At 42.3% G+C, this 17,271-nt stretch carries 13 protein-coding genes and 2 tRNA genes; 12 read left to right on the forward strand and 3 right to left on the reverse strand.

From position 1 onward, the window contains the following. Positions 1 to 185: 185 nt before the first annotated feature. The 3 genes from AB5170_RS01410 to AB5170_RS01420 all read left to right on the forward strand — a co-directional run bounded on the left by AB5170_RS01410 (position 186) and on the right by AB5170_RS01420 (position 3,729). Positions 186 to 1,175 (forward strand): guanosine polyphosphate pyrophosphohydrolase, encoded by a 990-nt coding sequence (locus AB5170_RS01410; protein ID WP_368361344.1) that lies wholly within the window; start codon positions 186 to 188, stop codon positions 1,173 to 1,175. Positions 1,176 to 1,200: 25 nt separating this feature from the next. Next, positions 1,201 to 2,211, forward strand: coding sequence for a S9 family peptidase (locus AB5170_RS01415; RefSeq protein ID WP_118577557.1), 1,011 nt, complete (start codon positions 1,201 to 1,203; stop codon positions 2,209 to 2,211). A 399-nt stretch (positions 2,212 to 2,610) separates the two neighbouring features. After that, positions 2,611 to 3,729 carry a hypothetical protein gene (locus AB5170_RS01420; protein WP_295262142.1) on the forward strand — a complete coding sequence of 373 codons (1,119 nt, stop codon included), beginning with the start codon at positions 2,611 to 2,613 and terminating at the stop codon, positions 3,727 to 3,729. Between the two features lie 177 nt (positions 3,730 to 3,906). Here AB5170_RS01420 and AB5170_RS01425 read toward each other — a convergent pair whose 3' ends face one another. Beyond that, positions 3,907 to 4,374, reverse strand: coding sequence for a DUF2798 domain-containing protein (locus tag AB5170_RS01425; RefSeq protein WP_118577555.1), 468 nt, complete (start codon positions 4,372 to 4,374; stop codon positions 3,907 to 3,909). Positions 4,375 to 4,843: 469 nt separating this feature from the next. Between AB5170_RS01425 and AB5170_RS01430 the strand changes: the two genes are divergently transcribed. The 7 genes from AB5170_RS01430 (at position 4,844) to AB5170_RS01460 (ending at position 12,208) form a co-directional block, all read left to right on the forward strand. Then, positions 4,844 to 4,928 (forward strand) — tRNA-Tyr (locus tag AB5170_RS01430). 4 nt (positions 4,929 to 4,932) lie between these two features. Then, positions 4,933 to 5,006 (forward strand) — tRNA-Arg (locus tag AB5170_RS01435). Between the two features lie 236 nt (positions 5,007 to 5,242). Next, positions 5,243 to 6,694, forward strand: coding sequence for a family 43 glycosylhydrolase (locus AB5170_RS01440; RefSeq protein ID WP_226836977.1), 1,452 nt, complete (start codon positions 5,243 to 5,245; stop codon positions 6,692 to 6,694). A gap of 110 nt (positions 6,695 to 6,804) precedes the next feature. Then, on the forward strand, positions 6,805 to 8,376 hold the full coding sequence (locus tag AB5170_RS01445) for an MFS transporter (RefSeq protein WP_368361345.1): 1,572 nt from the start codon (positions 6,805 to 6,807) through the stop codon (positions 8,374 to 8,376). A gap of 190 nt (positions 8,377 to 8,566) precedes the next feature. After that, entirely contained in the window at positions 8,567 to 9,277 is a 711-nt protein-coding gene (locus AB5170_RS01450) for a LytTR family DNA-binding domain-containing protein (RefSeq protein ID WP_173769723.1), read from the forward strand. Then, entirely contained in the window at positions 9,274 to 10,602 is a 1,329-nt protein-coding gene (locus AB5170_RS01455) for a GHKL domain-containing protein (protein ID WP_368361346.1), read from the forward strand. Before AB5170_RS01450 ends, AB5170_RS01455 begins: the two co-directional genes overlap by 4 nt. A 22-nt stretch (positions 10,603 to 10,624) precedes the next feature. Further along, complete coding sequence (locus AB5170_RS01460) at positions 10,625 to 12,208, forward strand: sugar hydrolase (RefSeq protein WP_195477248.1); 1,584 nt, start codon at positions 10,625 to 10,627, stop codon at positions 12,206 to 12,208. 158 nt (positions 12,209 to 12,366) lie between these two features. Here AB5170_RS01460 and AB5170_RS01465 read toward each other — a convergent pair whose 3' ends face one another. Both AB5170_RS01465 and AB5170_RS01470 read right to left on the reverse strand, forming a co-directional pair. Further along, on the reverse strand, positions 12,367 to 12,870 hold the full coding sequence (locus tag AB5170_RS01465; RefSeq protein ID WP_118577551.1) for a hypothetical protein: 504 nt from the start codon (positions 12,868 to 12,870) through the stop codon (positions 12,367 to 12,369). A 125-nt stretch (positions 12,871 to 12,995) separates the two neighbouring features. Continuing rightward, positions 12,996 to 13,400, reverse strand: a complete 405-nt coding sequence (locus tag AB5170_RS01470; protein WP_173715770.1) for a hypothetical protein — start codon at positions 13,398 to 13,400, stop codon at positions 12,996 to 12,998. Positions 13,401 to 13,735: 335 nt separating this feature from the next. Between AB5170_RS01470 and AB5170_RS01475 the strand changes: the two genes are divergently transcribed. Next, complete coding sequence (locus tag AB5170_RS01475; RefSeq protein ID WP_330637269.1) at positions 13,736 to 15,655, forward strand: polysaccharide deacetylase family protein; 1,920 nt, start codon at positions 13,736 to 13,738, stop codon at positions 15,653 to 15,655. Between the two features lie 212 nt (positions 15,656 to 15,867). Then, complete coding sequence (gene tig, locus AB5170_RS01480; RefSeq protein ID WP_368361347.1) at positions 15,868 to 17,223, forward strand: trigger factor; 1,356 nt, start codon at positions 15,868 to 15,870, stop codon at positions 17,221 to 17,223. Positions 17,224 to 17,271: the final 48 nt, after the last annotated feature.

A 17,271-nucleotide genomic window follows, 5' to 3' on the forward strand; every position in this document is an offset into this window, starting at 1 on the left:
CTTTTTCAAACACGCTCCAGGCAGATGCTGGCTTATGATAGCTGGTTTATTAGGAAACTTTCTCTTGCTAAATTGTAAAAGCCTGTTAGAATATGTATAAAATACAAGAAGATATGTCAGCGTGTATAATTTTGCTGATTGCCTGACTGACATGAAAAAGAATGTCCACATGCGAGGTGAAAGTTATGATCACACTTAATGATTATTTATATTCCGGAGATACAGTTTTAAAGATTTTACAGAAATATACAGAGGATCTGCGCAAGGAAGCGAAAAAGAACCATAATGAGATCGATCTGGTGCACAGCAATTTTTTGATCCAGATCACGGAACTTTTGGAGCATAATGACTTCCTGACAGCTCAGTCCCAGAAGATCCGGGAATTTTATAAATATATGGCCCATGAATATCCATTTCTTGCCTTTACATTTAAAGGCAGGATCAAGTCATTAATCCGGGCAGAAGAGAAATTTAATGGATATGTAGTGGAATATATTTATGATTATTACAGGGAAAATGGTACCTATCCGTCGGTTGCAGAGCTGAAAAATAAGCTGAGCTGCTTCCGGGATTTCATTGCGTATCGAATTGTAGTATGCATGCCAAGATGTCACCTGAAGCCTGGAGAAGACCAGGAACAGGCATCTATCCGTTACCTTTATGAGATTGCAAATGTGCTGCCCGGATTTCTGGAAGAGAGAGGCTTTACAGCAGAATCTGCTCAGGGAGTGAAATTGAGTACTTCTGATCAACTAAATGATGATGTAAAGCCCTATTACAGAGATTATATTTGTGGTACCAGTGAATATGGGTATCAGTCTTTACATATTACATTTTATGATAACAGCTCCAGATCCTACATGGAGGTACAGCTCCGTACCCAGAAAATGGATGACATTGCAGAAATCGGTCCGGCCAATCACCTGGGCTATGAGAAACGCCAGCAGGACGAGCGCGCCAGAAGAGATGTGATCCCGGAAGGGGAATGTGTTTACTTTGATGAGGCTTATGAGCGGGGGATGAAGCTGCTTTCCCTGGAATTAGCAGATCTTGACGTGAATATGTTTTCTGCGGTAAATAACAGTCTGATCAACGATGGCTGTGGATTGTTCCGAGGCAGATTGATTCTGCCTTATGAGCATTTGTCCAGATTTCAGAATGATGTGATTGATTGAGAAAAAAGTAAGTGGAGCAATAAAGATGTTAAAGAAAAAGATGTTAATTGCTTTAGGGGTGGCAGCAGTATTGAGTGTGAGCTGTGTAAGTGTGACTGTCTGGGCTGAGGAAAACGCAGAAGAGCAGACAGAGGAAGCAGAGGACAGTTCTAATTCTGAAGGAGAGGAAGATGCTGATTTAGAAGAGTCTGACAATCCGGAGATTGAAGAGGGATACACTACAGAACTAGAAGGCTGCACAAAGGTGGTTTCCTGGTGCAAAAATGGAGACAATAATATTTACGGACAGTTCTATTATCCGGAAGATTTTGACGAAACAAAGACTTATCCAGTAATCATTATGAGCCACGGAATCGGTTCTACTTCCCAGATGGTAGAGCGTGCAAAATGGCCGGAAAAGGCGGCTCAGGATGGATATGTGGTTTATACATTTGACTTCTGCGGCGGTTCCCTTAACGGAAACAGTGACGTAGATTTCATGGATATGACAGTGATGACTGAGAAAGAAGATTTAAGTGCTGTTATGGACTTTGTGAAAACAAAGGATTATGTGGATCAGGATCATCTTTTCCTTCTGGGACAGAGCCAGGGAGGACTTGTAAGTGCTCTGACTGCTGCAGACAGAAAAGATGATGTGGCTGCTATGATCCTGATTTATCCGGCGTTTTGTATTGCGGATAATGCCCGGGAAATGTATGATTCCGCATATGATATTCCGGAAGACAGAGCTGAGATGCCGGTAGGAACTGTGGGTTCTGAGTATGTGAAAACAGTTTATGATCTGGATGTTTATGGCACTATCAGCGCATATGACGGAGACGTGATGATCATTCACGGAATCAATGACAGCCTGGTGCCATACAGCTATTCTGAAAAGGCAATTGAGGAAGCGTATACAGGGGAAGGTTCTGTTCTGATTCCCATTTATGGAAAAAAATCTACCCATGGTTTCGAGATGAACTTTGAAGAGGGAAGAGACTATGCGGAGACAGTTGGATTGGAATTTTTGGATGTGCATTTGAAAGAGGAAGAATAAAGGTTTAGGAAACCAAAAAGTGAAAAAAACATGTAGGGCGTATTTGTAGATCGTTATGAATTAAAGGCATTGCAAGGATATTATACCGCGTACTAAAAGTTAGATTTTAATGTCTGACTTTTGGGCGGTATGTTCTACAATGCCTTTTTTTATTTAAGTATATATTTTATAAAAATAATATTGTATAAAATAAATACAAATGGTATAATATTAACGAGGAATGATTCTTAAAAAAATATAAACTCCTTGCAGTACATTATATTTTATGTTACGCTGAATTCACATCTCAGGAACTCTATGTACTATTCGTAGGCGGTTCAGCTCATGAACAGCAGTCTATTCATTGCCATTCGGTGAAGTATTCCTGTGAAATAAGCGTAATAAAGAAGGTGGTGAAACTTGGGTGTAAAAGACCAGGGACTACAGGAGTATCTGAAAGATAACGAACGCTTTGCAGATTTTATGAACGGTACCTTATTTGCAGGAAAGCAGATTGTGGATCCATGTTATCTTAAGGAAGTACAAAGGAAGAAGAGAGTATCATATAAACAGTCGATTATGGCAAAAAATATACAAAAGAAAAACAGTTCTGAAAAATACGGCGAAGAGGAAATTGCCAGGGAAAAAGGTGTTTTTGAAGAGGGAGAATTCGGGGATGACAGCGCGAAGCTCATGTATCTGGAAAGAGAGCGCGATTTCCTTCGTCTCCACGATAAGCCAGGCTGTAGATTTTTGTTGGCATGTGAAGTTGAATCTGGGGCAAATTATGAGATGCCTGTGAGATGTTTTACATATGACAGCATAGAATATACAGATCAGCTAAAAGAGTGGAAAAGAAAATCCCAGCAAATGTTTTGGGGAAGAGGAAAACGTGGGAAAAAACGGCGCCGAATCCGTCGTCCATTGCTTCCGGTATTTCATCAGGTATTATACCTGGGAGAGAAAAGGTGGAAGAGTAAGTTAAAATTACAGGAAATGATGGACATCCCGGAAAATGTGATGAGTTTTTCAGACAGGCTTCCTGATTATGATATTTGTATGATAGATATTCATGAACAGAATCCTGAGTTGTTTCACACGGAATGGAAAGATATTTTCCAGCTTATGAAGCACAGCCGTAAAAAAGACGAATTGAGAAAATACGTAGAAGAGAGTACCGAAGAAATACGAAAGCTAAGTCAAGAAACCAGATGGCTTCTGGCGATATTACTGGAGCAATATGAATTTGTTGATGAAGAGGTTGTGGAGGTGAAGGATATGTGTAAGGCATGGGATGGCGCAATGCAAATGTATGCAGATGAAGCGAGAGCAGCAACGCGGAAAGAAATGAAGAAAGAGATGAAAAAAGAAATGAGAAGACAGGCCAGAGAAAAAGATCGCAGGACCGTTTTTAACATGTTTTCTCGGGGGTATTCACAGAAAGAAATTGCGGCAATTTCCGAGCTGCCGCTTAAAAAAGTACAGAAAATGTGTGAAGGGTTTATCGAGAATACAACAATGGCAGTACATACTTCTTGATTTGGATTAGAAATTACAGAATAGTAGCTGAGAAAGTTTAACGAGAAAAGGCATTGCAAGGAATTATATGGCGTCTGTAAACGATTTGATTTTGGAGTCAAACGTTAGGGAGAGGCTATATCCTGCAATGCCTTTTAAAATCCTTCAAATTTATATGAAAACTGCTAACAGGTACGCTTATGCATCTTGTTTCTCCGGAAACATTTTCCCGAAGAGAAAACGGATCAGCGGTCCACAGTACATAAGCTGCCAGAAGAAGGCTACCGGGAAGTTCATGAAAGTGGTCTGGAGCCATACGGCAACGAACTGGGAACCCGCATTTTTAAACAAGATTGTGGCAATTAAGCTCATGATCGGGCACATAATGCAGATGATCATAACAGAAATTGCAACTGTGATGGCGAAAGGTCTGTCTTTAGGTGTGACAATACGAAAAGCAAGCTTATGGGCAAGGTTATCAACAATAAAGAACTCCAGTACAAATGCAACCGGCCACATAATCTTCATTTCGCCGAAAGCCATGAGAAATACCTGGTTGCTCATTCCACCGATGTTCAGGGAAATGTTGTAGCAGATCATGGCGTAGACCATAAGGAAAGCCATCATCAGAGTGAAAATAACATTTTGAAACTTAGTTTTTGGCATAAAATTGTTCTCCTTTTTCTAAAAATGGGTACAAAAAAGACACATGTGTTGTTCGTTATCAAGTGTACACTTGTGTCGTTTCCAATTTTATACCAGAGCTAATTTGTTATTGAATTGTTTACCGAATGATTATTATACCAGATAAATGGGAAAATGCAATAAGAAAATCGATATATAAGATGGACTAAGAAATGGTAATGGGGATTTTTTATAAGTCAGAATGCAGTTTTACTTAGTTACTGTTCACTGGTAACGTTCCGCGAGGCGTTTTTTGTGAACAAAGTTCACAGAAAACCCGAGAATTGCGGCGCGAAATCATGCGAATGCATGATTTCTGTGCATCGCGAAGCGCGTTACTGTGAACGGAGTGAACAGTAACTTTACTTATGTTCCTTGGTTATATTAAACTAGTGGTTTATTGCAGAATATGTAGTTCTTCTGGTAATATAAAACATGCAAGAAATCATATCGGTCATTATCCCGCTAAGGAGGCGGAGCGGACTGTAAATCCGCTGTTATCATAACACGAGTGGGTTCGATTCCCTCATGACCGAGTATACTCCTGTAGCTCAGCTGGATAGAGCACGCGTCTACGAAGCGCGGTGTCGAGAGTTCGAATCTCTCCAGGAGTGCTTCCAATGGCAGATGCCTTGGAGTAAAGTGAATCAGGTAAGGAAATGGTGTAAAGGAAGAAAGCTGTCTGTGACTGGACAGTTTTTTTATTGAGCTTCAACCTCTGGACTTTAAAGATGTGCTATTTGCGATAAATTTGTTACAATTTACGTTAAAAACAGGTACAGAAATTGCAGGGTGTTATAATAAATCCATGATATGAAACATGTAAAATAATCAATGGAGGATAAATGGTATGAAAACAAAGCAGGCTGTAAATCCGTACCTGCCAAGCTGGGAATACGTGCCGGATGCGGAGCCGCATATTGTGGATGGACGTGTATACATATATGGTTCTCATGATCTTTTTAACGGCTTGAATTTCTGTCTGGGAGATTATGTATGCTGGTCAGCGCCGGTAGACGATCTGGGCAACTGGCGTTATGAGGGTGTTATTTTCAAAAGAGAGCAGGATCCGGCAGCACCGAAGATCCGTCTTACAAATGGTCTGGCAGCACCGGATATGATCCAGGGACCGGACGGAAGATTTTATCTTTATTATTTCATGGGCGGCACCAAGATGATCTCTGTGGCTGTCTGTGACAAGCCGGCAGGCAAATATGAATTCTATGGTTATGTAAAATATGCAGACGGCACTCCTATTGGAAAGAAAGAGGAGCCGCTGCAGTTTGACCCGGGCGTTTTTATGGATGATGATGGAAAGCTGTATCTTTATACAGGCTTTGCCCTTCAGGGAAATCCCCTTCTGCTTGATGGATCCAAGCCGACTGAGCACGGTGCAATGTGCTTCGAGCTGGACCCGGCAGATATGCTTACTGTAAAAATGGGACCGAAATACATTGGAATTGCCAGTGAGAAAGAAGCACCGGGAAGTTCTTATGAGGGACATCCCTTCCTGGAGGCAAGCTCCATGCGTAAATTCAATGGAACCTATTACTTCATCTACAGTTCCCTGAACAGCCATGAGCTTTGCTATGCAACAAGCGATAACCCTACAGAGGGCTTTGAGTTTGGCGGTGTTCTGGTCAGCAACGGGGACATCGGCCTTCCTGGAATCACAGATGTAAAAAATGCAAGAAACTGCACCGGAAACACTCACGGAAGCCTGATCGAGATTAATGGAAGCTATTATGTTTTCTATCACAGACACAGTAACCGTAAGCAGTCTTCCCGTCAGGCCTGTGCAGAGCGCATCCGCTTCGAGAATGGCAAATTCTATCAGGCAGAGATGACCTCCTGTGGTCTGAATGACGGACCGCTTAAGGGAAAAGGAAACTATCCTTCCTACATTGCCTGCAACGTATATGGCAAAAAAGGAACCCGTTTCTTAAGTATGATCAAACATCCAAAGTCCGGTCATCCATATCTGACTCAGGAAGGAAAGGATCGTGAGCAGGGGTCAGATCAGTATATTGCCAATATGTGTGACGGAGCAGTTGCAGGCTTCAAATATTTTGACCTGCGTGAGACCTCTAAGGTTCGTATTAATATTAAGGGAAAAGCAACTGGAATTGTTTATGTATCCACAGAGGAAGGCGGCAAGCCAGTGGCAAAGATTCAGGTAAAATCTTGCAAGGAACAGCACGGTTTTGCAGCTGATGTAAACGGACTCGGTGAGAAAGAGGCACTGTACTTCAGTTACAAGGGAACTGGCGCATTTAATTTTATGTCTTTTGATCTGAAGTAAGATTCCATTAAATGTGCAGGAAATATTCTGCCTGCAAATGGAAGACAGAGCTTAAATAAAGGGAAAAAGAGTTTATCTTAAGAGTCAAATAAACCCAGGAGGCGAAATATTTGAACATTACTAATTTTGCAAAAAAACTTGCAGAAAAGCCGGTTTTTAAAACAAGAATCAAATCCGATCAGGTGAAGCTTCCGGAAATTGCCATTGGATATTTTCTGGCGCCCTTTTGCGCCATGTTTGCCAATGCCATTTTCGGTGCCTATCTGAACCGTTATTATGTGGATGTACTTGGCTGGACGAAATTCGGAGCATTTGCCACACTTCTGCCAATCGTATCTGTGATTTTCGTAGTTCTCGGAAATCTGATGATCGGGCAGTGGATCGACAACACCAGAAGTACACAGGGAAAAGCAAGACCTTACCTGATCATTGCAGCACCAATGCTGATCATAGCCATTATTCTTATGTTTATGACACCAACTAAGGGCAATAATGCAGTGCAGATGATCTGGATCGCAGTGTCCTATAACCTGTACTATGCACTTGCATATCCATGTTTTTACTGTGCACATAGCTCCATGGTTTCTCTTTCTACCAGAAATTCTGAGAGCCGCGGGCTTCTTGCAACACTGTCAAATGCAGCAATGGTTGCTTCCGCAGGAGTTGGAGCCAGCATTGTAGTGCCGATTCTTCTTCAGAGCTTTCTGTTTGTGACAAAGGACGGCGGAATCGATGTGGACGCAAGCTATTCACACTGGAGGATTATTTCCATAGTTCTTTGCCTTGTAAGTGCATTTGGCTGTATGCTGGAATATTATTTTACCAGAGAGCGTATTACAGAGGAAACCATCAATCTGAATGTGAAAGAAGAGAAGCTTCCTCTGAAAAAACAGCTGGAAGGCTGTATCCACAACAAATACTGGTGGATCATCATTCTCTATTTCCTGATTTTCCAGTTTGGCCAGCTGATCAAAAACAGTTCCATGAGCTTCTATGTAAGATGGATGTTTGACAGTGTAATTAATTCTGCAAATCCGGAGCAGACTTCCGGTGCATTAATGTCAACACTTGGTTTGGTTGGTGGAATTCCTACTGCCGTTGGTATGGTAGTGGCATGGCCAATTGCCCGTAAGCTGGGCAAAAAGAGAGCTGTTGTTACAGGACTTTGCTTCTCCGTTGTAGGCGGCCTTGTCTGTTTCCTGAATGTACACAGCTTCGGAATGGTTGCTGCAAGTATGGTACTGAAAGGAATCGGAAGTATTCCGGCAATGTATGTGACGATGGCGCTTCTTTCTGATGTGCTGGATCACCTGGAAGCGAAAAATGGTTTCCGAAGCGATGGATTTACAATGTCTGTTTATAGCTCCATTATGGTAGGTCTTAGCGGACTCTGTATCGGTGTGCTGAACAGTCTTCTTACCTTTGCTGGTTACAGCAATACCGGTATTGCATGTAATCCGCAGACCTTGGAAATTGTTGAAAATGTGGCAAATTATACAGGTCAGGTGGTATATCGCCAAATGGGCGGCGTGGAGCAGGTGCTTGCATTCGCATTCCTGGCGGCAGATGTGATCACATATGCAGTTGTTATCATTCTCATGAGCCGTCTGGATGTAGAAAAACACATTGAAGAGGACCAGAAAAAGATCAAAGAAAATCAGAAGAAAGCAGCTAATATCTAATTGTTTCAGAACCTGTTTCCTGTTATACTATTCTTAGTTAACACAAGTGATTCCGGCTCCCTGGTGCAGTGTCACTGTGCCAGGGAGCCGTTTTAGCCGAATAAGCTGCGAAGAAGCTATTCGATTATGAGAAGGCAGCAAAGCGGATTGGAGTATCCGTTTGATTGAATAGGATAGGTGAGAAATAATTATGATAAGAATTGCAATTGTAGAGGATGACAGGCATGACCGGGAGGCGTTGAAGAAATGCCTGAATCGTTATGAAAAAGAGAACCAGATGAAATTTTCCGTAACAGAATTTCAGGACGGAGAGGATATTGTGACCGATTACACTGCCAGCTATGACCTTATTATTCTGGATATTGAGATGGCGTTTCTCAATGGAATGAAAGCAGCAGAAAAAATCCGCGAGCTTGATACAAATGTAATTATTATTTTTATTACAAACATGCCTCAGTATGCCATTCAGGGATATAAGGTAAATGCGCTGGATTATATTTTGAAGCCAATTTCCTATTTTTCATTTTCAGAGAGTATGGTAAGGGCTCTGGCAAAGGTGAAGACACCGGAGAAGGAGTACATTACCATTGTTCTGAAGGGAGGTAAAAAGAAGCTGGATGTGGCGCGGATTTGTTACGTGGAGGTTCAGGACCATGTGCTGATCTACCACACTCTGGATGGGGATTTTGAGACAAAGGGCACTATGAGGGATACAGATAATCAGTTTGATCCGAAGAAATATTTTCGGTGTAACCGCTGTTATCTGGTAAATCTGGAATTTGTAGAGACTTATCAGGGCAGTGATATTATGGTAAACGGCGATACGATCCAGGTGAGCAGAAGCAGGCGGAAGCCCTTCCTGGATGCCCTGAATGAATATATGAATGAGGTGGAAAAATGAGAGGCACAGTAGTCAACACTCCCGGATATTATTATGCCATTTCCTACTGGCTTTCTGCACTGGTAATGATTCTTGTGCATGGATGCGGGAAAAAAGATGTGTGGAAATATGTGTATGGGGTGTTGAGCTTTATCAGTATTTTTACCGTTATGTTTTTTACAGATGGAATAAAGCAGATGTTTTTCATGCCTCTTATGGTTTGTGTGTTTTTGCTGATGCTTTTGTACATCAGGATGGCAGGAGAGCTTCCATGGCGTGAAACCGGATTTTTCTGTGCGAAGGCATTTATCAACGCAGAATTTGCAGCCTCTTTGTGCTGGCAGATTCATTATTTTTATACAGGTGATTTCAGCGGTCAGGAGAAGGGGACACCAGAGCAGATGTTATGGAGAGTGCTGCATATGGTAGTTATTTATGCAGTATTATACATTCTGATTTATCTGATCGAACGTTATCTGAAAAAGGATATTGAAGAATTGCAGATCACCCGCAGAGAATTACTGGTTGTATATTTTGTGCTGATTATGGTGTATTGTATCAGCAATGTAAGCTATGTGGATGTAAAAAGTATTTTCAGTGCAGGAACAGCTATGGATGTGTTTATTATCCGCACACTGGCGGATCTTAGCGGTATGGCGGTGCTTTATGCTTATCACATTCAGGTAAAAGAGATCCAGATGCGTTTTGAGAAGGATACGCTTCGGAATATTATGGATATGCAGTACAAAAATTACAAGCTTTCCAAGGAGAGTATCGACATTGTAAATCAGAAATACCATGATCTGAAGCATCAGATCAATCTTTTAAAAAGCGGCGCAGATTCTGAAAAAGCAGGGGAATACCTGGAACAGATGGAGCGTGAGATCAAGATTTATGAGACACAGAATAAAACGGGAAATAAGGTCCTTGATACCATTCTTACCAGTAAAAGCATGCATTGTCAGAGACATGGTATTGAGCTGAAATTTATGGGTGAGGGGCAGCTGCTGAATTTTATGGAGGATATGGATATCAGTGCTCTTTTCGGAAATATGCTGGATAATGCTATTGAAAGTGTGGTGAAGATCAAAGACCGTCAGAAACGTCTGATTTCCCTGCATGTGATTCAGGATAAACAGTTTATTCGTATTCGCACAGAGAATTACTGCGAGGAGAACGTTCAGTTCCAGGATGGAATCCCGATCACAACAAAGAAAGACAAGCGGTTCCATGGATATGGAATGAAGAGTATGAAAAAAATTGTAGAGAAGTATGACGGTTCCGTTATGGCGGGCAAGACAGACAACTGGTTTGAACTGAAGATACTGATTCCGATGAAACATTAGGCGATTTTTAGGAGGAATGATAATGCCATCATATAGTATAATTGAAAATTTCGAAGTACATAAAAATAACCGTTTTCTGGAAATTGCAGAATCCCTGAAGCCAGAGCTTTTGCATAAAGAAATTAAGGCTGAAAAGGAAATTATGGTGGGAAAAGACCGTCAGATGAGAACGGTTATTACAGAAGAGCACCCGATTGAAAATCTGTATGCAAAATCTTTAAAAAGAGATGATACAGTATTTGTGGATTTCGGGGATCATGCTGTAGGTTATGTGACTCTGGAGCTTAGTAAAACAGGAAGCCATCAGGATGCACCGGTTTATTTTTACCTGAAATTCGGTGAGCGTCTGGAGGAAATGACGGACAAAACTGCTGATTATGACGGCTGGCTCAGCCGTGGCTGGATTCAGGAGGAGTATATTCATGTGGATGTACTTCCGGCGAAGGTGAAGCTGCCAAGAAGATATTCTTTCCGTTATATGGAGCTTCGTGTAATTGATACTTCTGCCAAGTTCCAGCTGAAAATCGATGGTATTTCCTGTGATACGGTTTCTGCTGTAGATATGGAGTCTGTAAAGCCGGTGGATTTCGGAGATCCGCTTCTGAATCAGATTGATCTGGTAAGCCGAAAAACCCTGAAAGAATGTATGCAGGATGTTTTTGAGGATGGACCAAAGCGTGACCGCAGAATGTGGCTGGGAGATCTGAGACTTCAGGCGAGAGCCAATTATTACACCTTTAAGAATTATGATCTTGCCAAACGCTGTATGTATATTTTTGCAGGACTGCTTTTTAATGAGGGAAAGCTAAGCGCCTGTGTATTCACAGAACCGGAGATGGAGCCAGATGATACTTACCTTCTGGACTATGCATTGTTTTTCTCATCTGTGCTTCTGGATTATTATGAGGCAACCGATGATCTGGAAACCTTAAGGGATCTCTATGATGTGGCAATTGATCAGATCCGCATTGCCATGACACAGTTAAATGAGAAAAATGTTGTGGAGGATTTAGGTGATGCATTCTGGTGCTTCCTGGACTGGGGAGATGGTCTGAATAAGCAGGCCGGAGCTACAGCAGTTCTTATTTACTGTATCCGTTACGGAATCCGCCTTGCAAAGATTCTGGATAAACAGGAGGATATCAGCTGGCTGGAAGAGAAGCAGGCCATGCTGAAAGAGGCAGCGGTGAAAGAGTTCTGGGATGAAGAGCTTGGAATGTTCGTAAGCGGTCCGGACCGTCAGGCTTCCTGGGCAACCCAGATCTGGATGATTCTGGCCCGTGTCTTTGACAAAGAGACAAACTGTAAATTGATCCATCATGTAATGGAAGTGAATCCGAGAATCCGCATGGTAACTCCATATATGTATCACCATTATATTGATGCGCTTATCCGCTGTGATGAGAAAGATCTTGCATTAGAAGAAATGAAACGCTATTGGGGTGAAATGATCCATGACGGTGCTGATACCTTCTGGGAGCTTTATAATCCTTATAACAGGGAAGAATCTCCCTACGGTTCCAGTATGGTCAACAGCTACTGCCACGCATGGAGCTGTACGCCGACGTATTTCCTTAGGAAATTTTATATGGATAATGAGAAATAAGATTGAGAATGAGGATCTTGCAGAAATGCAGGATCCTTTTTGAAATAAGAGAAAGATTTTTGATAAAATGCAACACGCAGGAAATAATGTCTGGCATTACAATATGGGGAAAGGAGCATTAAAATAGCCCTGCCATCATAATGGCAGGGCTAAAATAATCATTTCTTTTTATTCTTTTTGGATTTCTTAGTCTCATTCTGGGCTGCCTGAGCTTCCTCAGCAGATTTCTTAAAACGTGCGAAAAATCCTTTTTTCTTCTTAACCGGAGCGTCCAGGTTACCGCGGATGCCTTTTACACCTACTATGTAAAGTCCACTTACTTCAGCTTTGATCTCTTTCTTCACAGGGATAAGGTCGAATACCTTCTCGTCTGCGATAAGAATGGAAATCTTCGGTCCGACTTTAGCCTTAACGATCGGCATCTTGGAGCGGCGGAGAAGCTTCGGTGTCTGGTCGATGACCATCTGTGGGAGACCTGATTCCTTAAGTGGCATTCTCTTCTTATCAATAACGAGCATGGAAACGGTCTGTTTACTTGCCTCGATCTGTGCCTGCTGTTCTTCCTGCTTCTTCTGGGTCTTCTTGCCAAAGAAATATAAACCAACCAGTAATCCGATGAGGATTACGAGAATCACCAGAAGGACGATTGTTACTGGATGCATACTTATCCTCCTACTATATTATAAAGTTTCTTAATAACTATTCAGCCTGTACGGTTCCGCAAAACGTGTGACCGTGAAGAAACTGAACAGTTACATTCTTGTTTCACATAAACTACATTTTAACATCATTTTTTGGAAAAGGCAATTGTTTTGTTATCTCCTTTAAAAAGCTTATAAGCTGTGAAAGCATATAAAACCGGTACCGCAAATGCTGCAAGATTCATAAGAACCAGTATAATACTTCCCTTAATATGAAAGAAGTGGGCAATCTGGGGAATAAAGGCCAGAATTCCAAAGATAACGGTGCTCATTCTTCCTTTTTCTGCATTCATCACGCCTATAATTCCAATTGCAATCTGAAGAAGTGTAAATGCATAAGTAAGTGCAAAAGCCTCTGTAGTATCACCATGGCTTACATGTCTGCCCACAATATTAGTGGTTCCGATCCAGAAGCGGGCTGCGATCAAAGAAGCAGAACCCAGGGCTATTTCAAATAGTGCGCTGATGCGCATAATATCTGATCTGTTCATATTTTCCTCCTTTAGAGTGAATGATATAGAGCTTAATATTTTTGATATTTGAGGTTAAAACATATTTTATCATGTGTTTTTTATTTTAACAATATATGGCAATAGAATGCAAGGATATTTACTGAGAAGAGGTGGTAATTATTTTGAATATCATGTATAATAGAAATCTACTGGTTACAGAATGGATAGATTTATCTGGTATGGTTATAATAAATGCCAGATTACAGATTCCGTTCAGGATTAATAGGAAGCTTTGTAGGTTTTCTTTATTAACTGGTCTTGCGGGAAGAAGGTGTTTTGAGGGGGGCTTACAGTATAGTTAGGAGTTATACATTATGAAGAAATCGGATACAGAACAGGAACAGCCTGGTCTGGAAGAGAATAAAGTTCCCGACAGCCAGTCCAAGCGGGAGCTTGACAGAGAATTACAGGAACTGGCAGAGAAGGAACACCAGGAAGAGATATATTACGAAGAACGACGGCGCGAGAGACATGAGCGCAATCTGAAGAGAAAGAAGAGGCAGATACGGAATCGTAATCTGGCTCTTATTATTACTGCTCTGGCAGTGTTGGGCGGTGTGGGATACTTTTATAGAGAGCAGACAGGGTTAAAAGACGGCATGGAAACGCTGGTAGCCAAGGTAAGGGATTTGGTCCCTGATAAGAATTCCGGTAAAGAGAGCAAGGCAGCAGAAGAACTGGCAAAGGCTGACCAAAGCACCGAAAGCATCGAAAACCCCGAAAGCACCGAAAACCCCGATATTAATACAGAGGAAGCTGCTGACAGCTCAGACAGTACAGATATACAACCGGAATCTGGTGAAGGTACGGCAGATGACAGTGATGAAATGACTGGAAATACAGCTGACAATTCAGAAAATACTGCACAGGGTGAATCTGGGAATGTGTCTGATGAGGAGAAAACAGAAGATAATTCTTCAGACTCTGTAAATCAGCCAGAGCAGGAAGCAGCCCAGGCAGCAGCCATAGATTTAAAAGGGGTTATGCCACAAGCAGCAGCTGCCGGGGCTGGTATCATCAGGAGGCAGATCCGTCACGAGAAGAAAGTACTGGTCACAGCCAAGGAGAAAGCAGCCCAGTATGATTATGACGGTGCAATCAGCCTTTTGCAGAAGGACAATGCATATGTGAGAAATGTCCATTTTCAGAATGCTGCAGAGAAGTTCCAGAAGAAAAAGGATAAATGTGTAGCCTGGTCTCCAGAACAGGTAACTCACATTTTTTACCATTCCCTGATCGTGGATACTTCCAAGGCGTTTGATGGAGATTACAAGACAGATGGTTATAATCAGGTTATGACCACTATGGATGAGTTTAATAAGATAACCCAGATCATGTATGACGAGGGATATGTAATGGTAAACCTTTATGATCTGGCAGACGTTGATGAAAATGGGAAAATGCAAGCAAAGCAGATTTATCTTCCTAAGGGAAAAACACCGTTTGTTCTTTCGCAGGACGATGTATGTTATTATCACTCCCAGGATGGAGATGGAATTGCCACCAAGCTTGTTATAGACGAAGAGGGGAAGGTTCGCAACGAATATGTACAGGATGATGGAAGCACAGTTGTAGGTGACTATGATGTTGTACCGCTGATCGACCGGTTTGTGGAGGAACATCCTGATTTTGCATATCATGGACATAAGGGAATTGTAGCGCTTACAGGCTACAATGGAATCCTGGGTTACCGCACAGATATCAGCTATCAGACAAGACCAGATGATCTGAATGATGATAAAAAGGCGTGGCTTGACGCGCATCCTGATTTTGATCTGGATACAGAGCGGGCAGAAGCGAAAAAGGTCGCAGATGCCATGAAGGCGGAGGGCTGGACTTTTGCCAGCCATACATGGGGACATAAAAACATGTCCACAGTTTCCATGGAACGCCTTGAAACAGATACACAGAACTTCAAAGAGAACATTGACCCGCTTATTGGCGGAACAGATATTATTATCTTTGCTTTCGGAGCAGATATTAATAACGGCGGAGAGTACACTGGCAATGAGAAATTTGAATATCTGAAATCCCAGGGCTATGATTATTATTGCAATGTGGACTCTAACAAATATTTTGTACAGATGACGGATGAATATTTCCGAATGGGAAGAAGAAATGTGGATGGATACCGAATGTATTACAATCCGGACATGCTGGCAGATCTGTTTGACGTAAGCCAGGTATTTGACCCATCCAGACCCACTCCTGTACCGCCTATGAATGGGGGCTGATAAGACCAGCTGCACAGAAATCATGCATTCGCATGATTTCGCGCTGAGATTCCCGGGGGTTCTGTGAACCTTGTTCACAAAAAGCACCTCGCGGAACATTTCCAGTGAACAGTAACGGTGGAGAGGCAAAATAAAAATGATTGCCTCAGTGGGCTTTCTTTTTAATAGAAAATGTGATAATTTTATAAAAGAGTAACTGAAGGGAGTATGAAATGAAAAGAAAACTATATTTGGCAGCGTTAGTAATGTGTATGGCACTTGCTGTAAATGGCTGCGGAAGTGATAAAGAAACTACCAGTACAGAGAGTGAGAGCACTGCCACAGAGCAGCAGGCAGAGGATTCGGCAGAGGAAGAAGAGGTACAGGAACCTTATACAGATTCTACCGGTGCGACACGCCTGGTTTCAGTGGATAATGTGGAGAAATATGTTACAATTGCAGACTATAAGGGGATAACTCTTGATAATTCTGTACCAGAAGTGACAGATGAGGATATTGAGAATCGTATCGCAGAGAATTTGAAAGACAATTCAGTGGAAGTGACAGATGAGAACGCTGTCATCCAGAATGGTGATACCGCTACTATTAATTTCGTAGGTACAAAAGACGGGGAAGCTTTTGAAGGTGGAACTGGTAATAATTATGACCTTGTGATCGGAAGCGGCACAATGATTCCCGGATTTGAAGAAGGAATCGTGGGAATGAAGAAGGGTGAGACTAAAGACGTATCGGTAACCTTCCCGGAGAGCTACCGCAACAGTGAACTGGCTGGACAGGATGCAGTATTCCAGATTACCGTGCAGAGCTTTAAGAGACCACCGGAACTGACCGATGATTGGGTTGCAGCGAATACCGATTACAAGACAATTGATGAATATAAGGCTTCTGTTCGCGCACAGCTGGAGCAGGAAGCACAGGATCAGGCCGACAGCAGTCTGCGCAGCACTGCATGGAATACTGTTTACACCAATTCTGAGGTTGTGGAATATCCAGAGAAAGACGTAGAAGAGGCAGTGAAGACATTTAAGAAACAGGCAGAAGCATACGCGAAGCAGGGAAATATGGAGCTTGAAGACTTCGTAGAGTCTCAGGGCGTTTCCATGGATGATTTCGAAGCCCAGTGCCAGCAGTATGCCCAGGCCAAGGTAAAACAGAATCTGCTTATTCAGGGAATCATGGACGCAGAGGGAATGACTTTGGAGGATGAGGAAAGTCTTGCAATCCAGAATCAGCTGGTAGAGCAGTATGCTTCTGGCGATCTTGCAGTTCTTATCGATACTTACGGTCAGGTTGCAGTGGATGAGAGTATCGGACTTATGAGAGTTCAGGATTTCATTATTGCAAATGCTAATTATGATCAGACAGCAGCGGATACATCTGCTGAAGGTGAGGATGCACAGGCTGCTGAGGGAACAGAAGCAGCAGATCATGCAGATGGCAGTACGACTGACGGACAGAGCACTGATGGCGGGGATACAGCAGAAGAGCAGGAAGCTGGTGCAACCGCAGATACAGGCACAGCAGCGGATGCTTCAACAGATACACAGGATGACGGTACAGAGAATTGACGGTTGCCGCTTATAACAGAAACAGCAGCCAATGAATCTCAGGAGGGA

It is taken from the genome of Ruminococcus sp. RTP21484sp1_RTP21281st1_A8_RTP21281_210402 (assembly GCF_040914025.1).
Taxonomy (GTDB): Bacteria; Bacillota; Clostridia; order Lachnospirales; family Lachnospiraceae; genus Blautia_A; species Blautia_A faecis.